This window comes from Tabrizicola sp., assembly GCF_034366665.1.
Lineage (GTDB): Bacteria > Pseudomonadota > Alphaproteobacteria > Rhodobacterales > Rhodobacteraceae > Tabrizicola.
Map to the genome: position 1 here is coordinate 1 of NZ_JAXMMF010000126.1, position 16,136 is coordinate 16,136.

20 protein-coding genes and 1 pseudogene are annotated in these 16,136 nt (G+C 65.3%); 7 read left to right on the forward strand and 14 right to left on the reverse strand.

Translation table 11 applies throughout. The features are described from left to right. From U1E69_RS18385 to U1E69_RS18395, 3 genes and pseudogenes are all read left to right on the forward strand, one after another. Window positions 1-394, forward strand: a pseudogene (locus U1E69_RS18385) (F0F1 ATP synthase subunit beta); the annotation flags it as partial. Window positions 395-403: 9 nt separating this feature from the next. Further along, on the forward strand, window positions 404-796 hold the full coding sequence (locus U1E69_RS18390) for a F0F1 ATP synthase subunit epsilon (protein ID WP_322245876.1): 393 nt from the start codon (window positions 404-406) through the stop codon (window positions 794-796). A gap of 120 nt (window positions 797-916) precedes the next feature. Beyond that, the gene (locus tag U1E69_RS18395) at window positions 917-1,264 is read left to right on the forward strand and encodes an H-type lectin domain-containing protein (protein ID WP_322245877.1); all 348 of its coding nucleotides are present in this window, start codon (window positions 917-919) and stop codon (window positions 1,262-1,264) included. Here U1E69_RS18395 and U1E69_RS18400 read toward each other — a convergent pair. The 11 genes from U1E69_RS18400 to U1E69_RS18450 all read right to left on the reverse strand — a co-directional run bounded on the left by U1E69_RS18400 (window position 1,261) and on the right by U1E69_RS18450 (window position 11,392). Continuing rightward, a complete protein-coding gene (locus U1E69_RS18400; RefSeq protein ID WP_322245878.1) occupies window positions 1,261-2,196 on the reverse strand; it encodes a phosphatase PAP2 family protein in 936 nt (311 codons plus the stop codon). The two genes, U1E69_RS18395 and U1E69_RS18400, sit on opposite strands and share 4 nt — an antisense overlap. Before the next feature lie 85 nt (window positions 2,197-2,281). Next, window positions 2,282-3,301, reverse strand: coding sequence for a ribose-phosphate pyrophosphokinase (locus U1E69_RS18405; RefSeq protein ID WP_322245879.1), 1,020 nt, complete (start codon window positions 3,299-3,301; stop codon window positions 2,282-2,284). Window positions 3,302-3,413: 112 nt separating this feature from the next. Then, window positions 3,414-4,430 (reverse strand): threonine aldolase family protein, encoded by a 1,017-nt coding sequence (locus U1E69_RS18410; RefSeq protein WP_322245880.1) that lies wholly within the window; start codon window positions 4,428-4,430, stop codon window positions 3,414-3,416. Next, window positions 4,430-4,879 (reverse strand): YcgN family cysteine cluster protein, encoded by a 450-nt coding sequence (locus tag U1E69_RS18415; RefSeq protein WP_322245881.1) that lies wholly within the window; start codon window positions 4,877-4,879, stop codon window positions 4,430-4,432. Before U1E69_RS18415 ends, U1E69_RS18410 begins: the two co-directional genes overlap by 1 nt. Next, window positions 4,876-5,799, reverse strand: coding sequence for a bifunctional riboflavin kinase/FAD synthetase (locus tag U1E69_RS18420; protein ID WP_322245882.1), 924 nt, complete (start codon window positions 5,797-5,799; stop codon window positions 4,876-4,878). The genes U1E69_RS18415 and U1E69_RS18420 overlap by 4 nt, the downstream gene beginning before the upstream one ends. Before the next feature lie 29 nt (window positions 5,800-5,828). After that, a complete protein-coding gene (locus tag U1E69_RS18425; RefSeq protein WP_322245890.1) occupies window positions 5,829-6,272 on the reverse strand; it encodes a MaoC family dehydratase in 444 nt (147 codons plus the stop codon). A 119-nt stretch (window positions 6,273-6,391) separates the two neighbouring features. Next, the gene (locus U1E69_RS18430) at window positions 6,392-7,282 is read right to left on the reverse strand and encodes a TIGR01459 family HAD-type hydrolase (protein WP_322245883.1); all 891 of its coding nucleotides are present in this window, start codon (window positions 7,280-7,282) and stop codon (window positions 6,392-6,394) included. Between the two features lie 109 nt (window positions 7,283-7,391). After that, a complete protein-coding gene (locus tag U1E69_RS18435; RefSeq protein ID WP_322245884.1) occupies window positions 7,392-8,309 on the reverse strand; it encodes a manganese-dependent inorganic pyrophosphatase in 918 nt (305 codons plus the stop codon). 493 nt (window positions 8,310-8,802) lie between these two features. Beyond that, window positions 8,803-9,693: a DMT family transporter gene (locus U1E69_RS18440; RefSeq protein ID WP_322245885.1), complete on the reverse strand. Its 891-nt coding sequence runs from the start codon at window positions 9,691-9,693 to the stop codon at window positions 8,803-8,805. Beyond that, the gene (locus U1E69_RS18445) at window positions 9,657-10,394 is read right to left on the reverse strand and encodes an N-acyl homoserine lactonase family protein (protein WP_322245886.1); all 738 of its coding nucleotides are present in this window, start codon (window positions 10,392-10,394) and stop codon (window positions 9,657-9,659) included. The genes U1E69_RS18440 and U1E69_RS18445 overlap by 37 nt, the downstream gene beginning before the upstream one ends. Next, a complete protein-coding gene (locus U1E69_RS18450) occupies window positions 10,391-11,392 on the reverse strand; it encodes a TraB/GumN family protein (protein WP_322245887.1) in 1,002 nt (333 codons plus the stop codon). The genes U1E69_RS18445 and U1E69_RS18450 overlap by 4 nt, the downstream gene beginning before the upstream one ends. 183 nt (window positions 11,393-11,575) lie before the next feature. Here U1E69_RS18450 and U1E69_RS18455 point away from each other — a divergent pair, with 183 nt between their 5' ends. The 4 genes from U1E69_RS18455 (at window position 11,576) to U1E69_RS18470 (ending at window position 14,856) form a co-directional block, all read left to right on the forward strand. Beyond that, entirely contained in the window at window positions 11,576-11,863 is a 288-nt protein-coding gene (locus U1E69_RS18455; protein WP_125325929.1) for a co-chaperone GroES, read from the forward strand. Between the two features lie 41 nt (window positions 11,864-11,904). Then, window positions 11,905-13,551, forward strand: a complete 1,647-nt coding sequence (groL, locus tag U1E69_RS18460; protein WP_322245888.1) for a chaperonin GroEL — start codon at window positions 11,905-11,907, stop codon at window positions 13,549-13,551. Between the two features lie 115 nt (window positions 13,552-13,666). Further along, a complete protein-coding gene (locus U1E69_RS18465; protein WP_305568494.1) occupies window positions 13,667-13,999 on the forward strand; it encodes a hypothetical protein in 333 nt (110 codons plus the stop codon). Further along, window positions 13,963-14,856, forward strand: a complete 894-nt coding sequence (locus tag U1E69_RS18470) for a DMT family transporter (RefSeq protein ID WP_305568495.1) — start codon at window positions 13,963-13,965, stop codon at window positions 14,854-14,856. Before U1E69_RS18465 ends, U1E69_RS18470 begins: the two co-directional genes overlap by 37 nt. On the opposite strand, the gene U1E69_RS18475 is transcribed toward U1E69_RS18470, so the two are convergent. The 3 genes from U1E69_RS18475 to U1E69_RS18485 all read right to left on the reverse strand — a co-directional run. Further along, a complete protein-coding gene (locus U1E69_RS18475; RefSeq protein WP_305568496.1) occupies window positions 14,832-15,317 on the reverse strand; it encodes a GNAT family N-acetyltransferase in 486 nt (161 codons plus the stop codon). The genes U1E69_RS18470 and U1E69_RS18475 overlap by 25 nt on opposite strands. After that, window positions 15,314-15,805 carry a GreA/GreB family elongation factor gene (locus tag U1E69_RS18480; RefSeq protein ID WP_305568497.1) on the reverse strand — a complete coding sequence of 164 codons (492 nt, stop codon included), beginning with the start codon at window positions 15,803-15,805 and terminating at the stop codon, window positions 15,314-15,316. Before U1E69_RS18480 ends, U1E69_RS18475 begins: the two co-directional genes overlap by 4 nt. Continuing rightward, on the reverse strand, window positions 15,802-16,136 hold a 335-nt coding region (locus U1E69_RS18485), incomplete at its 5' end, for an NUDIX hydrolase (protein WP_322245889.1). The genes U1E69_RS18485 and U1E69_RS18480, both read right to left, overlap by 4 nt.

The following is a 16,136-nucleotide window of genomic DNA, read 5'->3' on the forward strand; positions in this document are numbered from 1 at the left end:
GGACCCTCTGGACTCGACCTCCCGTATCCTCGACCCGCTGGTCGTGGGGCAGGAGCACTACGATGTGGCGCGTTCGGTGCAGGGGATGCTGCAGCGCTACAAGTCGCTGCAGGACATCATCGCCATCCTTGGCATGGACGAGTTGAGCGAAGAGGACAAGCTGACCGTGGCACGCGCCCGGAAGATCCAGCGTTTCCTGTCGCAGCCTTTCGACGTGGCGCAGGTGTTCACCGGCTCGCCCGGCGTGCAGGTGCCGCTGGAGAAGACGATCCAGTCGTTCAAGGCCGTGGTCGCGGGTGAATACGACCACCTGCCGGAAGCCGCCTTCTACATGGTCGGCGACATCGAGGAAGTGAAAGCCAAGGCTGCCAAACTCGCGGCAGCTGCGGCGTAAGGGGGCAAGATGGCCAGCACGGTTCAATTCGACCTCGTCAGCCCGGAACGGCGCCTTGCGTCGTACCAGGCGACCGAGGTCCAGATCCCCGGCGCGACGGGCGATCTGACGGCGATGGAGGGCCACGCGGCCACCATCACCTCGCTGCGGCCGGGCCTTCTGAAAGTGGTCAGTGCCACGGGCATGAAGGCCTATGTCGTGACCGGCGGTTTTGCCGAGATCAGCGCCACAAGCGTTTCGGTCCTGGCCGAGCAGGCCGTCCCGCTGGACGAAATGACCGCCGCGCAGATGGACGCCCTGGTTGCGGACGCCTGCGAGGCTGCGGCAGTCAACTCGGACAAGGACGCGGCCGACAAGGCGGTGTCCGATCTCTACGCGATGCGGGCTCAGGCCGGGATCTGACCCCCGGAATTGGCTGCAAGATACAGGAAAGGCCCCGGGTTCCGGGGCCTTTCGTGTTTTCAATGACTTTGCCCAAATTTTTCGGCATGATTCGTTTGGGTTTGGGGTTTCGAGTTGCCGATGAAGCGGTTCAGCGGGCTGATAGGCATGGAACAGGGATCGACGATCCTGTTCTCGGATTACGCACATGACGGGGCGATGTGGACCGGATCCGGACCACGCGAAGTGCGCCACCTGCAAGAGTTCAAGGAAAGCTTCCGAAACCCTCCGCTGGTGACGGTCGGGATCTCGATGTGGGACATCGCCCACCAGACCAACAGCCGGGTGGACATCACGGCCGAGACCATCAGCACGACCGGGTTCGAGATCGTGTTCCGCACCTGGGCCGACACCCGCATCGCCCGCATCCGGGCCGACTGGATGGCCATCGGCCAGGCGCGGGATGAGGATGACTGGGACGTGGCCTAGGTCTGAGGCTCGGCCCGGATCAGCCGGTTGGCGATCCAGACGCCCAGGGTGAAGACGGCAAGCCCCGCGATCAGGTCAACCAGATGATGTCCACCGTGCGACAGGGTGGCGGGGATCATTGCGGTGTTGACCAGGGCTGCGGGCAGGAAGGCCAGAGTGCCGCGGGTGAACCAGACCACCATCAGCGCCATGATCATGTGATAGGACGGGAAGGCCACGACGCCGGTGATGACCTCGGGGCTGATCTGGCGCGGGCCGACCTCGACCAGGGTCCGCAGGAACTCGCCATAGGCGGGGCTGTAGTAAAGGCCGGTGGCCAGTCGGTGCGCCTCGGGGATCTGCTGGAAGGCCGATGGGCCGATGCTTGGCACGGTCCACCAGATCGCGACGGCCAGGATCAGTGTGACGATCCCGACAAGCAGAAAGCGGTGCAGGTCCAGGTCGCGGGACAGGGTGGCAAGCAGGACGATGGTGAGGAGGATCTGGATAAGCGAGGAATGGTAGACATAGCCAAGCCCCTGCGCGAGTGTCGGGTAGTCGGCAAGCCAGGCGATCAGGCCGGGCCAATGGTACCCCAGCGCCGCGTCGATGTTCAGAAGCAACGGGTCGATCAGCGGATTGGCCAGCGGAAACAGCGCAAAGATGAAGATCGACGAGACGGCGGTGAAGCCGGTGAAAATCCCGGCCCCGACCAGCGCCAACCCGACGCGGGGCGCGGATTTCACCTGCCGGACATAGCCGCCGATCATGGCAAGGGCGACGGTGGCGACGTAACCGCCCAGGAAGGGTGGCCAGTTGACCTGCCGTTGCATCACCAGCGCCAGCGTCACGGCCAGAAGCCCGACGATGGCGATGAAGACCAGCATCATACGCTCGGCCGGAAGCAGGCGCACAAACCCGCCCAGCCCCTGCGTTTCGGCTTTCGACAACATGCTTTTACTTGCCCCGAAGCTGCAACAATCGCGGGGCTACAGGCCTATTGCGCTGACTTTATGGCAAGACAGGCACAAAACCGGGTCAGCTGCGCTGGTAAAGACCTTCGTAGATCGGGACGAGGGTGTCGGTCTCGAACAGCGACGACACCGACATGCCGCCCCAGATGTTCAGGATCGCCTGCGCGAACATGGGCGCGGTGGGGACGATGCGGATGTTCTTGGCGGATTTCACGGTCTCGGACGGCTCGATGCTGTCGGTGATCACCAAGGATTTCATGACCGAGTTCTGCACCCGCTCAACTGCCGGGCCGCTGAGGACCCCGTGGGTGATGTAGCTGTGAACCTCGGTCGCACCGGCCTCCATCAGCGTTTCGGCGGCTTTGCACAGCGTGCCGGCCGTGTCGCAGATGTCGTCGACGATGATGCACTTGCGGCCCCGGACGTCGCCGATCACGGTCATGCCGGCGATCTCTCCGGCCTTTTCGCGCCGCTTGTCGACGATGGCGAGGGGGGCGTTGATCCGCTTGGCCAGTTCGCGCGCCCGGGCCACCCCACCCACGTCCGGAGAGATGACCATCAGGTCCTCCATCTGGCCGCGGAAGTTGTGTTCGATGTCCAGCGCAAAGACCGGAGAGGCGTAGAGGTTGTCGACGGGGATGTCGAAGAAGCCCTGGATCTGCGCGGCATGAAGGTCGAGGGTAAGCACGCGGTCGATCCCCGCCGTCTCGATCAGGTTGGCCACCAGCTTGGCGCTGATCGGTGTGCGGGCCTTGGCGCGGCGGTCCTGTCGGGCGTAGCCGAAATAGGGGATGACGGCGGTGATCCTGGAGGCAGAAGACCGACGCAGGGCGTCGGTCATGATCAGAAGCTCCATCAGGTTGTCGTTGGCCGGGTTCGAGGTGGACTGGATGATGTACATGTCCTCGCTGCGGACGTTCTCGAACACTTCGACGAAGATTTCCTGGTCGTTGAACCGTTCAACCCGCGCGTCCACCAGGTTCACGCTCATCCCCCGGTGCATCGACATGCGGCGTGCGATGGACTTGGCAAGCGACTGGTTTGCGTTACCGGCGATGAGCTTGGGTTCGGTGACTGCGGGCATGGGGGCTCCGGGACAGCGGATTCGGATGCGCTTCGCTTATCACCGGGTTTTGCGGTTGCAAACGCCCGGTACCGCTAATGGTGCGAAAATCCTGTGCTGTGGCCCAATGGGGTCAGAAGGCGGCCAGGAAACGGTCGACATCCCCCTCGGTCGTGGACCACGAGGCGACAAGGCGGGCGCGTTCGCGGCCCTCGGGTGCGGGAAAGCGGTAGAAGTGCGCGCCTGCCGCCTCTAGCCGGTCGTGGTGGCCTGCGGGCCAGTCGGGGAACAGCATGTTGGCCTCGGCGGGCGGGACATGCGCCTGCCGGTCGCGCAGGCCCTGGACCAGCCGTTGCCCCATTGCGTTGGCTTGGCGGGCAAGCCGCAGCCAGAGGCCGTCGGTCAGATAAGCCTCCATCTGCGCCGACAGGAAGCGGTGCTTCGAGAAGAGATGCCCACCCCGCTTGCGCCGCAGTTCCAGCTCCCAGGCCTTGGCTGGGTTGAAGAGGACGACGCCCTCGACCCCCAGGCAGCCGTTCTTGGTGCCGCCTAGGGAAAGGACGTCGATCCCGGCCTTCCAGGTCATCTCGGCCGGGGTCGCGCCGGTGGCGACCAGGGCATTGGCAAACCGCGCGCCATCCAGGTGGCAGGGGATGCCCTTGGCCTTTGCCAGCGCGGTCAGAGCGGCGATCTCGGCAGGGGTGTAGACGGTCCCGGCCTCGGTCACGTTGGTCAGGGACAGCATCCCGCGCTGGACGCCGTGGACGCCGCTTTCGCCGGTGGTGGCAAGGGCTTGGGAAAGGGTCTCTGGCGTGATCTTGCCGTGTTCACCCGGGACAAGGACCAGCTTGGCACCAGAGTAGAACTCGGGTGCGTTGCATTCGTCTTCGGCGATGTGGGCGTGGGTATGGCAGAAGACCGCGTCCCAGGGCTGGACATGGGTGGCAATGGCCAGCGCGTTGGCGGCGGTGCCGGTGGCGACAAGGCGGACCTCGGCCTGGGGGGCCTCGAACAGGTCACGCACCAGGTCGGTTACGCGGGCCATTGCGGCATCGGCGCCGTAGCTGCGCTCGTAGCCTTCGTTGGCTTTCAGGATCGCGGCCATGACCTCGGGGGCGGCGCCCGAAGTGTTGTCGGAAGCAAAGCGCATCAGGGGTGTTCCTCGATCAGATAGTCTTCCCAGTCGTCTTCCGGCACGTCGAGTTCCGAGAGCGTCAGCCCCTTGATTGACTGGCCCCGGGTGTGGGTGCTGTCTGGGTCGCCGGTGACCAATGGGTGCCAGTCTGGCAGTTTCTTCTTCTGGAACAGAAGTTTGTAAGCGCAGGTCGAGGGCATCCAGTAGGCGATCTTCGGCAGGGTCTTTGGCGTCAGGACCACACATTCCGGCACGTGCATCTTGCGGTTCGGGTAATCCATGCACTGGCAGGTGTCACCGTCAAACAAGCGGCAGGCGATGCGGGTATAGGCGACCTCGCCGGTGTCCTCATACTCCAGCTTGTTCAGGCAGCACTTGCCGCAGCCGTCACACAGCGCCTCCCATTCCTGCTGGGTCATCTTCGAGAGGGGAACGGTTTCCCAGAAGCGGGGGCGCAGCGTCATAGCGCGGCCAGGATGGCGCGGGAGCGGGCCGAGTCAGCGTCCATCTGGGTGATCAGCGCAGGAAGGCCGTCGAACTTCAACTCGGGGCGCAGGAAGTCGACCAGGGCGACGGACAGGTGCTGGCCGTAGAGGTCGCCCTTGAAGTCGAAGAGGAAGGTTTCCAGGTTCGGTCGGTTCTCGCCGAACATCGGGCGGACGCCCAGGCTGGCGACGCCGTGGTGGCTGCCTGCCTGCGGGCCGGTCAGGATGTCGACGAGGACGGCGTAGACGCCAAGTTTCGGCAGGTGGAGGCCGTCGACGGACATGTTGGCGGTGGGGTATCCCAACTCGCGCCCGCGCTTTTCGCCGTGCAGGACTGCGCCCTCGACCCGATGCCAGTGGCCCAGCATGGCGGCGGCATCGCGGGGGCGGCCTTCGGTCAGGGCGCGGCGGATGTTGGTCGAGGAGATCTCGATCCCCTGGTCGGCGACAAGGGGCGCGATGGTGGTGCGGATATCCCTTGCTGCGCAGAGGTTTGCCAGGTCCTGTGCGGTTCCGGCGCGGCCTTTGCCGAAGCAGAAGTCGGCGCCGACGACAACGCGGCTGATGCCAAGGCCCTGATGGAGGACCTCGTTGACGAAGCCCTCGGGCGTGAGGCTGGCAAGGGCTGCATTGAACGGGAGCTGGTACAGGTGCTGGACGCCAAGGCGGGCCAGGCGGTTGGCGCGGGCCTCGGCGTTCATCAGGCGGAAAGTGGGGGACTGCGGCGCGAAGTACTGGCGGGGGTGCGGCTCGAAGGTGATGATGCCCAAAGGGGCCGGGCCGCGGGCCAGGTCGATCACCGACTGGTGGCCGCGATGAACCCCGTCGAAGTTGCCCATTGCCACGGACGCGCCGCGGGCGGACGGGTCAAGCCACTGGTAATCCTGGTGAATCTGCATCCGCACCCTTGCAGGGGGCGTCTGCCCCGTCAGTCGAACTTTCGGCTGGGCGCCAGAACCAGCGCCTCACCCTTCAGCACAACGGTTTTACCCACCGAGGCCAGGGTTTCAAGGGTCACTCGGCGCTTTGCGTGGTCGATCGCGGTAACTGTGACCTCGGCCCGGACCATGTCGCCGGGGCGGACCGGGGCCATGAACTTGAGCGACTGGCCAAGATAGACGGTGCCGTGGCCGGGGAGTTGTTCGCCGATGACGGCCGAGATCAGGCCGGCGGTCAGCATCCCGTGGGCGATGCGGCCCGCGAAGATGGTGTCCTGGGCGTATTGCTCATCCAGGTGGACGGGGTTCCGGTCGGTGGAGACTTCGACAAAAAGCTCGATATCCCGGTCGGTTACGACCTTGGACAGGTGGCGGGACATGCCGATTTCAATGTCCTCGATACAGATCGTGCCGCGCGGCATGTTGTCGAGCATGGGGTCCGATTCCCTTTCGGTCATGGTGGGAACCTAGCACATGCTACGACGCAGAACAATCCGTTGCGCAATAATTGTTCAATACGCGGTCAATTATGGCAGGAAAGTTACCAAGCCATTCAACGCAGGCGGCCCATTGCGAAGGTCGGGGTCAGCTGGCGCAGAGCGAGCCAGGCTTCCAGCTTGGCCATCTCGGGGCTTTCGACGTCGGTGCCGAACTGCGCCGCTTCAAGCCCTCCGGTGATGAACAGCGTGTCCAGACCTTCCGAGCCACCGCCTTGAATATCCGTCGAAATTCCGTCGCCGATGCACAGGATCTGCGGGTCGGCCTGAACTCCGGCTTCGGCCAGACGGCGGCGGGCGAGATCGTAGATCGGGGGATGCGGCTTGCCGAAATACAGCGCGGTGCCGCCCATCTGTTCATAGGCCTGGGCCAAGGCTCCGGCGCAGTAAAGGCGCTTGTCGTCCAGGTCGACCACGATGTCAGGGTTGGCGCAAAGCATTGGCAGACCTAGAGTTTTCGCCATAAGAAGCGTGGCGCGGTAGTTATCGGGTGTCTCGGTCAGGTCGTCGTTGAGGCCGGTGCAGACGATACCCTCGGCCTCGTTCAGGGGGACAAGGGTAATTGGCGGCTGGGTTGCGGCGTAGGTGGCCAGATCCTCGGCGAAATCGGTGAAGAAAACCTCATCCTTGGGCGCGCCGATGAAGTGGACTTTGCGACCCACCGCGCCCGACAGCATCCCCATCTGCGCGGCGTCGCCCGAGGTGACCACCAGGTCATAGGCGTCGCGGGGCACGCCAAGACCGTCCAACTGCTTGATGACGCTGGATTTTGGCCGGGGCGCGTTGGTCAGAAGGACGACCTTTCCACCCGTCGTCCGAAAATTCTGCAGTGCTGCAACGGCCGCGGGGAAGGCGGCCTTGCCGTTGTGCAGACAGCCCCAGAGATCGCAGAACACGGCGTCGTAACGCCCGGTAAGGTCGGCGAGCGAGCGGATGATCTCGGTCATTCTGAGGTCCTTTCGGGACAGAAACAGCGGTCTGGTTCCGGTATGGAATGCGTCTGGCATCCGTCCATACGCACGTATGGACGGAAGGTTGCGCAACGGGGCCTGAAAATCAGAGCTTCAGCGCCGGGATGATCTGCTTCTTGCGGCTCATGATGCCGGGCAGGACGACGGTGTCGCCGGTGACGGTGGCACCGAACGACGCCTCGGCCATCTGCTTCACAAGGTCGTTGGGGACAAGAAGGGTGGCTTCCTCGCGGATGATGTCGACGACGAAGAGGAGGACCTGATCGGCGCCGTCCTCTTTCGCCACGCTCTCCATCGAGTGCATCAGGCTGTCCTTGCGGTCAAGAACGACCTTGGGCGCGGTGGTTTCCAGCACCGAGACGCGGAGTTCCTTGCCGGCGACAGTGTATTCCTTCGAATCCATCCGCAGCAGTTCGGCATCGGAAAAGGCCGAGACGTCGGACTTTGCCTCGAACATCTTGGTCGCCAGGTCGGTGATGTTCACGCCCAGGTCGGCGGCCAGCTTTTCGGCGACGGCGCGGTCGTGGGGCGTGGTGGTGGGCGAACGGAACTCCAGCGTGTCGGAGAGGATGCAGGACAGCATCGCGCCCTTGATGTGCTTCGGGGCCTTCGCGGCGTGGTCGCCCATCAGGTCGTGCATGATGGTCGCGGTGCAGGCCAGGGGGCGGATAGTGATGTCGATGGGGTTCTTCGTCTTGATGCCGCCGACCAGCAGGTGATGGTCGATGATGCCCTGGATCTTCGCCTCGTTGATCGAGGGGGGCAGCTCGGCGGGGTTGTTGGTGTCGACGATCACCACTTTGTCCTCGGCGGTCACGTCCGAGATGATCGCGGGCTTTTCCAGGCCCCAGTGGCGCAGCACGAAGGCGGCTTCGGTGTTCGGCTCTCCCAAGAGGACGGGTTTCGCCGGGGTGCCGGTTTCGTTCAGATACCAGGCCCAGATGATGGGCGAGCCGGTGGAATCGGTGTCGGGGGATTTGTGGCCGAAGACGAGCGTGGTCATGGGGATGCCCTTGGGAGCTGGTTGGACGGTTCGGGCGGGGTATAGGCCGGGCCGCGCGGATTGTCACGCGGGGGTGTTTGTGGCATGTTGGCTGCCTTGGCAGAGGAGTGCAGCGCGATGGACAAAGCAGCCTGACGCGCCCCGATGGGGGCGATGAGCGGGGCCAGACGATGGCCCGGACCAGATGCCTTCCCCAAGGAGTACCCTGACGATGGGCAAGACCGTTTCGGCGTAGTCGCCGGTCGTGGCTGGTGATCGGCCGGCCAGGTTTCCATTTCAAGACAGGGGCAGATCATGCCACACACAAAGACTGGAAGACCCGCTTTGGCGGGATTGAAACCGTTGCAGAAAGCCAAGGGGTTCGACCCCGCTGTTCTGAAGGCAAGCAAAGGGCCGCAGAGCCCGAAGCTGGTGCCGAAGCGGGGGATGATCCCCGGCAAGTCGGGCCAGAGGTGACGGGTGGGGGGCATCTGACCGGTGCCCCCATTCCCGGTCAGGACGGTACCGGTTGCCGGGCGGTCCAGAGGATGTGGCCGAGGGACGCGGTCATCACCATCACCCCGCCGATCAGGGTCGGGGTGGTTGGGGTTTCCAGGAAAACCAGCCAGACCCAGACCGGGGTCAGGGCGGTCTCCAAGGCTCCGATCAGGGCGGTTTCGACAGGCGTTGTGTGGCGCGACCCGATCACGAACAGCGCAAAGCCCAGGGTGGAGTTGATGAGGCCGAATGTGATCATCAAGAGGATGTTCGGGCCGTCGATCCCGGCGAGGGTCGCGAAGGGGACCATCGCCAGCGGGGCCCAGATGGCGGACAGCGTGCCTGCGGCCAGCATCGGCGCTTGCGGGTTGCCGCGGGCGATCAGGATCATGCCGGCAACGGCAAGGACCATGCCGAAGGCCATGAGGTCTCCGATCAGGGCGCCGTCGTTGCCAAGACCGACCATGACTGCGGCCCCTGCCAGAGCAAGGGCTGCGGCAAGGATACCGGCGCGGCCAGGGGGTTCCTTCAGGATCAGCCAGCCGAGGAAGGCGGCGACGAAGGGCAGCGTGGCGTAGATGATGGCGACATGGGCGATCGAGGTGTTCCGCAGGCTGCCGACGAACAGCAGCATCGCAAAGCCGGAACACAGCGCATAGGCCCAGCCTGCCGGACCGAGGCGGCGGAAATCGCGGAAGCCCTCGGCCCCCTTCAGCCACCACAGGACGACCATGAGGCCCGCCGCCCCGGCCAGGCCGCGCCAGAGGATCATGGTGGGGGTGTCGACGGTGATGGCGCGGGCAAAGAGGCCCGAGGTGCTCCAGGCCAGGGTCGCACCCAATAACATGAGGATGCCTTGCCGGTGGGCGTCTACCAAGGCTGCGGCGCTTTGGGCAGGGCCGGCCATTGCGAGGGCTCGTGACCGTAGATCAGCGTTGCGCCGGGCGTCAGGAGCGACAGGAGACGGTCGGCGGAGGCCTGCGAGGCGGCGGGGTCCATCGAATCGGCGAAGGCTTCGGCGGGTTCGGAGGCGCGGTTGATCGCGTCGGCGGCAAGGATCACGCGGCGGCCGTCGGGCAGGTCGACAAGGGCGGACAGGTGGCCGGGCGTATGGCCGGGCGTGGGGATCAGGGTGAGGCCGTTGCAGATGGGAGTGTCGCCGTCGATCAGGTGGTAGGTCGTTTCGGGCCAGGGGATCGGGCGGGCGCTGCCGAAGTAAAGCGGCGCGGGTTCGGCCCGTTCGCGGGTGGTCATGACGATGGGGGCGTGGGCAAAAAGGGGCAGCGAGCCGACGTGGTCGATGTGGCCGTGGCTAAGGATCACAAGGTCGATGTCCTGCGGCGTCAGGCCCAGAAGCGCCAGCGCGCCCTCGGCGGTCTGGTCGGGGCGGAAGTCGATCAGGCGGCCAAAGCGGGGCAGGCCGTCCTTTTCCGGGCGGTCGGGGTCGGTCAGGTAGTCAGGGGGAAAGCCGGTGTCCATCAGGATGCGCTGGCCGAGGTCGGTTTCCATCAGATAGGCAGGGATGCCGATGAGCCGCTCTCCTCCCCGCACGTCAAAGAGGCCGAGGTCAAGGATATGCAGGCGGGTGATCTTGCCGCTAAGGATCACAGGGGCAACTCTTCCAGGGTGAAGCCTTCCTTCTGGAGGAGGTTCAGCACGCCGTCTTGCCCCGACAGATGCAGGGCACCGAAGGCGGTGAAGACCGGCCCTTGCGCGGCGGCTTCGGTCAGCACGGGAATCCAGGCGCGGTTGCGCGAGGCGGCGACCAGTTCCTCCATCCGGGCGAAGTCGGCGTCGATCTGGGCGCGCGTATAGCCCGGCATGTCGTAGCTGACGAAACGCATCAGCTCCCACGCCTTGCGGCTGTCACCGGAGAAGTAGCTGTCGACGAGGGTGGTGAAATAGTCCTCGCTCATGTCCTCGATGGCCAGGGTGGCGACCAGCATTTCGGTCAGTTCCTCGGGCGTCATGCCGTCGAAGATGGTGAAGAGCGTGTCAAAGGGTTCCAGGCCCCGGACCGGGACGCCCGCGGCAAGGGCGGTGTCGATCACCGCGCCGTCGAGGCCCTTGGGCTTTTCGGTCATCGCGGACATCGCGCAGGGCGGGATCGACAGCAGTGTCAGGACATACCAGGGCTGGAACTTGGCGGTCATGAAGGGCGGGATGCCGCGATCCGAGAGTGCGGTCTTCAGCGGGTCCCAGACCTCGGGCGCAAGGCGCTGGTTCAGGGGCAGGCCTTCGGTGATGACCATTGTCGAGGGGTCCTTGGCGATATGCGCCATGAGAGCCTTTTCCTCTTCGGGACCGGCTTCGACCAGGACGGTGGTGGCCCCGGTGATGTACGGGGTCAGCGCGGCAAGGTTCGGGGCGTGGCGCGCATCGTCGAAGTGGTAGGTCCCGGCGATGGTGATGACCTGATCCCCCCGGGTGGCGCGCCAGAAATTGCCGGTGGGGAAGGGGACGGCGTCAGTGGCGGCCTCGATCTCGGCCAGGCGGGCGGGGTCCATGTCGACGAAGAGGTTGCGACCGGCGCAGGCCGCAGTGGCCGGAACCGCGGCAAGCCAGACAAGGGCGAGGGCGGAGACAAGAGAAATCAGGCGGGACATGCGACCTTGCGGGGCTGGAGAGGGTTCAGCCGCATCGTGGCATCCGGTTCGCAAAAGGCAATGCGAAAAGCCGGGTCGGGGTGTTGACTCACGTCGGGGCATCGCCTACGTGAAGGCCGTTAGCACTCGGACAAGCTGAGTGCTAATCAAGATCAAACCTGGAAACTCAAGGGAGTACCCCAGATGGCTTTCAAACCGCTGCATGACCGCGTTCTGGTCAAGCGTATCGCCTCCGACGAAAAGACCAAGGGCGGGCTGATCATCCCGGACACCGCCAAGGAAAAGCCTGCCGAGGGCGAGATCGTCGCCGTTGGCGAGGGTGCGCGCAAGGATTCGGGCGAGCTGATCGCACCGTCGGTCAAGGCCGGCGACCGCATCCTGTTCGGCAAGTGGTCGGGCACCGAAGTGACCCTGAACGGCGAAGAGCTGTTGATCATGAAGGAAAGCGACATCCTCGGCATCATCGCCTGAGCTTGTCTGCACCCTCGTAACCCATTCAAGGAGCTATCATAATGGCTGCTAAAGACGTCAAATTTGACACCGATGCCCGCGACCGCATGCTGCGCGGCGTGAACATCCTCGCCGATGCCGTGAAGGTTACCCTCGGCCCCAAAGGCCGCAACGTGGTGATCGACAAGTCGTTCGGTTCGCCCCGCATCACCAAGGACGGTGTGACGGTCGCCAAGGAAATCGAACTGGCTGACAAGTTCGAGAACATGGGCGCGCAGATGGTGAAGGAAGTCGCTTCCCGCACCAACGATGAGGCCGGCGACGGCACCACCACCGCGACCGTGCTGGCGCAAGCCATCATCAAGGACGGCCTGAAAGCCGTTGCCGCCGGCATGAACCCGATGGACCTGAAGCGCGGCATCGACCTTGCGGTCACCAAGGTCGTCGCTGCGATCAAGGCCGCCTCGCGCCCCGTCAAGGACAGCGCTGAAGTCGCCCAGGTCGGCACCATCTCGGCCAACGGCGAAGCGGAAATCGGCCGTCAGATCGCTGATGCGATGCAGAAGGTCGGCAACGAGGGTGTGATCACCGTCGAAGAGAACAAGGGCCTGGAGACGGAAACCACCGTCGTCGAAGGCATGCAGTTCGACCGCGGCTACCTGTCGCCCTACTTCGTGACCAACGCCGACAAGATGGTTGCGGATCTGGAAGACTGCCTGATCCTGTTGCACGAGAAGAAGCTTTCTTCGCTGCAGCCGATGGTCCCGCTGCTGGAGTCCGTGATCCAGTCGCAGCGCCCGCTGCTGATCATCTCGGAAGACGTCGAAGGCGAGGCTCTGGCCACGCTGGTCGTGAACAAGCTGCGTGGCGGCCTGAAGATCGCTGCCGTCAAGGCTCCGGGCTTTGGTGATCGTCGCAAGGCGATGCTGCAGGACATCGCCATCCTGACCGGTGGTCAGGTGATCAGCGAAGATCTGGGCATGAAGCTGGAATCGGTGACCATCGACATGCTTGGCAAGGCCAAGAAGGTCACGATCACCAAGGACAACACCACGATCATCGACGGCGCTGGCAACAAGGCCGAAATCGAGGCCCGTGTGTCCCAGATCCGCACCCAGATCGAGGAAACCACCAGCGACTACGACCGCGAGAAACTGCAAGAGCGTGTGGCCAAGCTGGCCGGCGGTGTTGCCGTGATCAAGGTCGGCGGCATGACCGAAGTCGAAGTGAAAGAGCGCAAGGACCGCGTTGATGACGCCCTGAACGCGACCCGTGCGGCCGTTCAGGAAGGCATCGTCGTGGGCGGCGGCGTGGCTCTGGTTCAGGCTGGCAAGGTGCTGGACGGTCTGACCGGTGCGAACTCCGACCAGAACGCCGGTATCGCCATCGTGCGCCGCGCGCTGGAAGCCCCGCTGCGCCAGATCGCTGAAAACGCTGGCGTCGATGGCGCTGTCGTGGCCGGCAAGGTGCGCGAATCCAACGACGTGACCTTTGGCTTCAACGCGCAGACCGAAGAATATGGCGACATGTTCAAGTTCGGCGTGATCGACCCGGCCAAAGTGACGCGCACCGCGCTGGAAGATGCGGCCTCGGTCGCCTCGCTCCTGATCACCACCGAAGCCATGATCGCTGATCGTCCGGAGCCGAAGGGCAATGCCGGCGGCGGCGGCGGCATGGGCGGCATGGGCGGCATGGACGGCATGATGTGATCTGACCCTTCGGGGTCTGACCGGGAAAGGGCGCACTTCGGTGCGCCCTTTTTCTTTGCGCAAGCGGCAGGCGGCGGCTAGCTTGCCGGGCAAGGCTTCGCCGGGGAGGGCGCAGATGGCGACGACACAGGCACGGAACAACGCCCTCGTCATCACCCTGATGGCGGCGGTTCTGGTCTGGGGGGCGGCAAGCGCACTGACCGTGCCAGCGGGGGAATTCCCGCCCGCGCCTTACCATCTGGTCATCATGGGCCTTGATGTGGCGATGACCCTGATCCTCGCCGTGCTGCTGGCCGCCGAACGAAACGCCGAGCGTTCGGCACGCAAGCTGGGGGCGATGGCGCTGGGCAGCCTTGGTGTGGTGGCGGGGCTGGTGCAGATCGCCATCCGCTTTACCAGCGACCACGCCTGGTGGACCGGGCATTTCCCCGCGCCGGTGCTGAACTGACCCGCGTCATTGGCGGGGCAACCCGGCTTGGCCTGCTGACGGCGCTGACCATGCTGGCCTTCGCTGGCAATTCCATCCTGAACCGGATGGCGGTGGGTGGCGGGCTGATCGACCCGATGGGCTTTGCGGCGATCCGGGTGGTGGCGGGGGCGGTGGTGCTGGTGCTGCTGTTCGGTGTGTCGCGCCGCAAGTGGCCACGCTGGCAGGGGCGGCTTGCGGGGGTGGTGGGCCTGTCGGTCTACCTGATCGGCTTTTCGCTGGCCTATCTTGCGCTGGGCGCGGGAACCGGGGCGCTGATCCTGTTCGGCGCGGTGCAGATCACGATGTTCGCCGGCGCGTTGGTGGCTGGCGAGGCGGTGCCACCGCGCCGCTGGGCCGGGGCCGGTGTCGCGTTCGCCGGGTTGGTGGTTCTGCTGGCACCCGCCGCCGCAGCCCCAAGCCTTGCCCACGCGCTGATGATGCTGGCCGCCGGGATCGGCTGGGGCATCTATTCGCTGGCCGGGCGGGTGGCGCCGGATGCGCTGGCCGCGACGACCGCGAATTTCGTGCTGTCGGTGCCGCTGATCCTTGGCCTGGCGCTGGCCTTGCCGGGCGAGTGGAGCCTTGCCGGCGCTGGCCTTGCCGCCCTGTCGGGGGCGGTGACTTCGGCCCTCGGCTATGCGCTTTGGTATGCGATCCTGCCGGAACTCGGCGCCGCTCGGGCCGGGCTTGCGCAACTGACCGTGCCGCTGATCGCCGCGCTGGGGGGGCTTGCCATGCTGGGCGAAGGCATCGGCCTGCGCTTTGCCCTTGCCACGGCGCTGGTGCTGGGTGGCGTGATCCTTGGCACCCGTCAGAGCGGCTTGACCAGCCGCTGAACCGCCTGGGTCTTGCAGCCCAGCGTCACCTGCCCCGCAAAGCCGGTGTCGCGAAACCCCTCGCGGTGCCAGAAGGCGCGGCCACGCGGGTTGGCATCAAGGACGGCCAGAAACAACTGTCGCGCGCCCCGCGCCCGCGCCACGCCTTCGAGGTGGCGCAGCATCTGCACGCCTGCGCCATTCCCGCGCGCCGTGCCGCGCACCATCATCAGGCCAAGATAGCTGTCCCCCGGCTGCGGGTAGCCGAACGACATTTCCGCCAGCGCGAGCAGGTCTGTCCCGTCGAACAGCCCCGCCCGATAGCCATCGTCAGCCGAAAGCCCCGGCGGCGCGTCGGTGAAGAACTCCTCCACCAGAGCGTCGCCTGGCGCCTCGTCCCGCTCCAGCCGGATGTAATCGGCCGAGGCATGCAGCAGCGCCAGCACCGCTGCATCGTCGGCCCGGGTCAGCGGACGGATCATGGCAGGCCGATCGCCACGACCGTCAGCCGCACGCTGCCGCTGGGCTTGCGCCATACCACCTCGTCGCCAACCTCGGCCCCGATCAGGGCGCGCGCCAGTGGCGACTGTGGCGCGATGCGCCCGACCTTTGCGTCCGCCTCATCTTCACCGGTGATCTCGTAGCGCGCGGTCCCGCCCGCCTCGTCCGCTACCGTGATCACATGGCCGAAGCCCACCGTGCGTCCGTCCTGTTCGGCGGGGTTGATCACGATCGCGCTGCGCAACCGCGCCTCCAGATACCGGATGTCGCGCTCGGCGGCAGCTTCGGGCAGCTTGTCCAACCGCTCCACCCGGGCGCGCAAGGCCTGCAGATCGGCCTGCCGTGCCAAGAGCCGGTCCTTCAACGCTGCCAGCCCGCGCGGGGTGACATAATTCGGATGCGGGCTGATCGGCAGGTCGGGCAGGGGGTCAAGCTCGCCCGTGCTTTCCTTGACGAAGGCGCGGCTCATCGGACGATCACCTCCAGCGGGTCATAGCGCAGGGCGACACCCCATGCCGCGTCGATCAGGCTGTCGGGCTTGAACCGCACCTGTCCCAATTCCAGCGCGCTGCGGCTGAAGAACTGCCGTTCGGTGACGATGCCCTCGGGGTCTGTCCAGCCGGGGGCCAGCGTGCCGCCTGTGATCCGGCAGCGAAAGAAGATCTCGATCTGGTGAAAACCGCTGGCCGGATCGTGGAATTCGTTGACCAGCACCGGTTCACCGACCGTTACCGTCAACCCGGTTTCCTCATGCACCTCGCGCGCAAGGTTGTCGGCCAGCGACTGCCCGGCTTCGACCC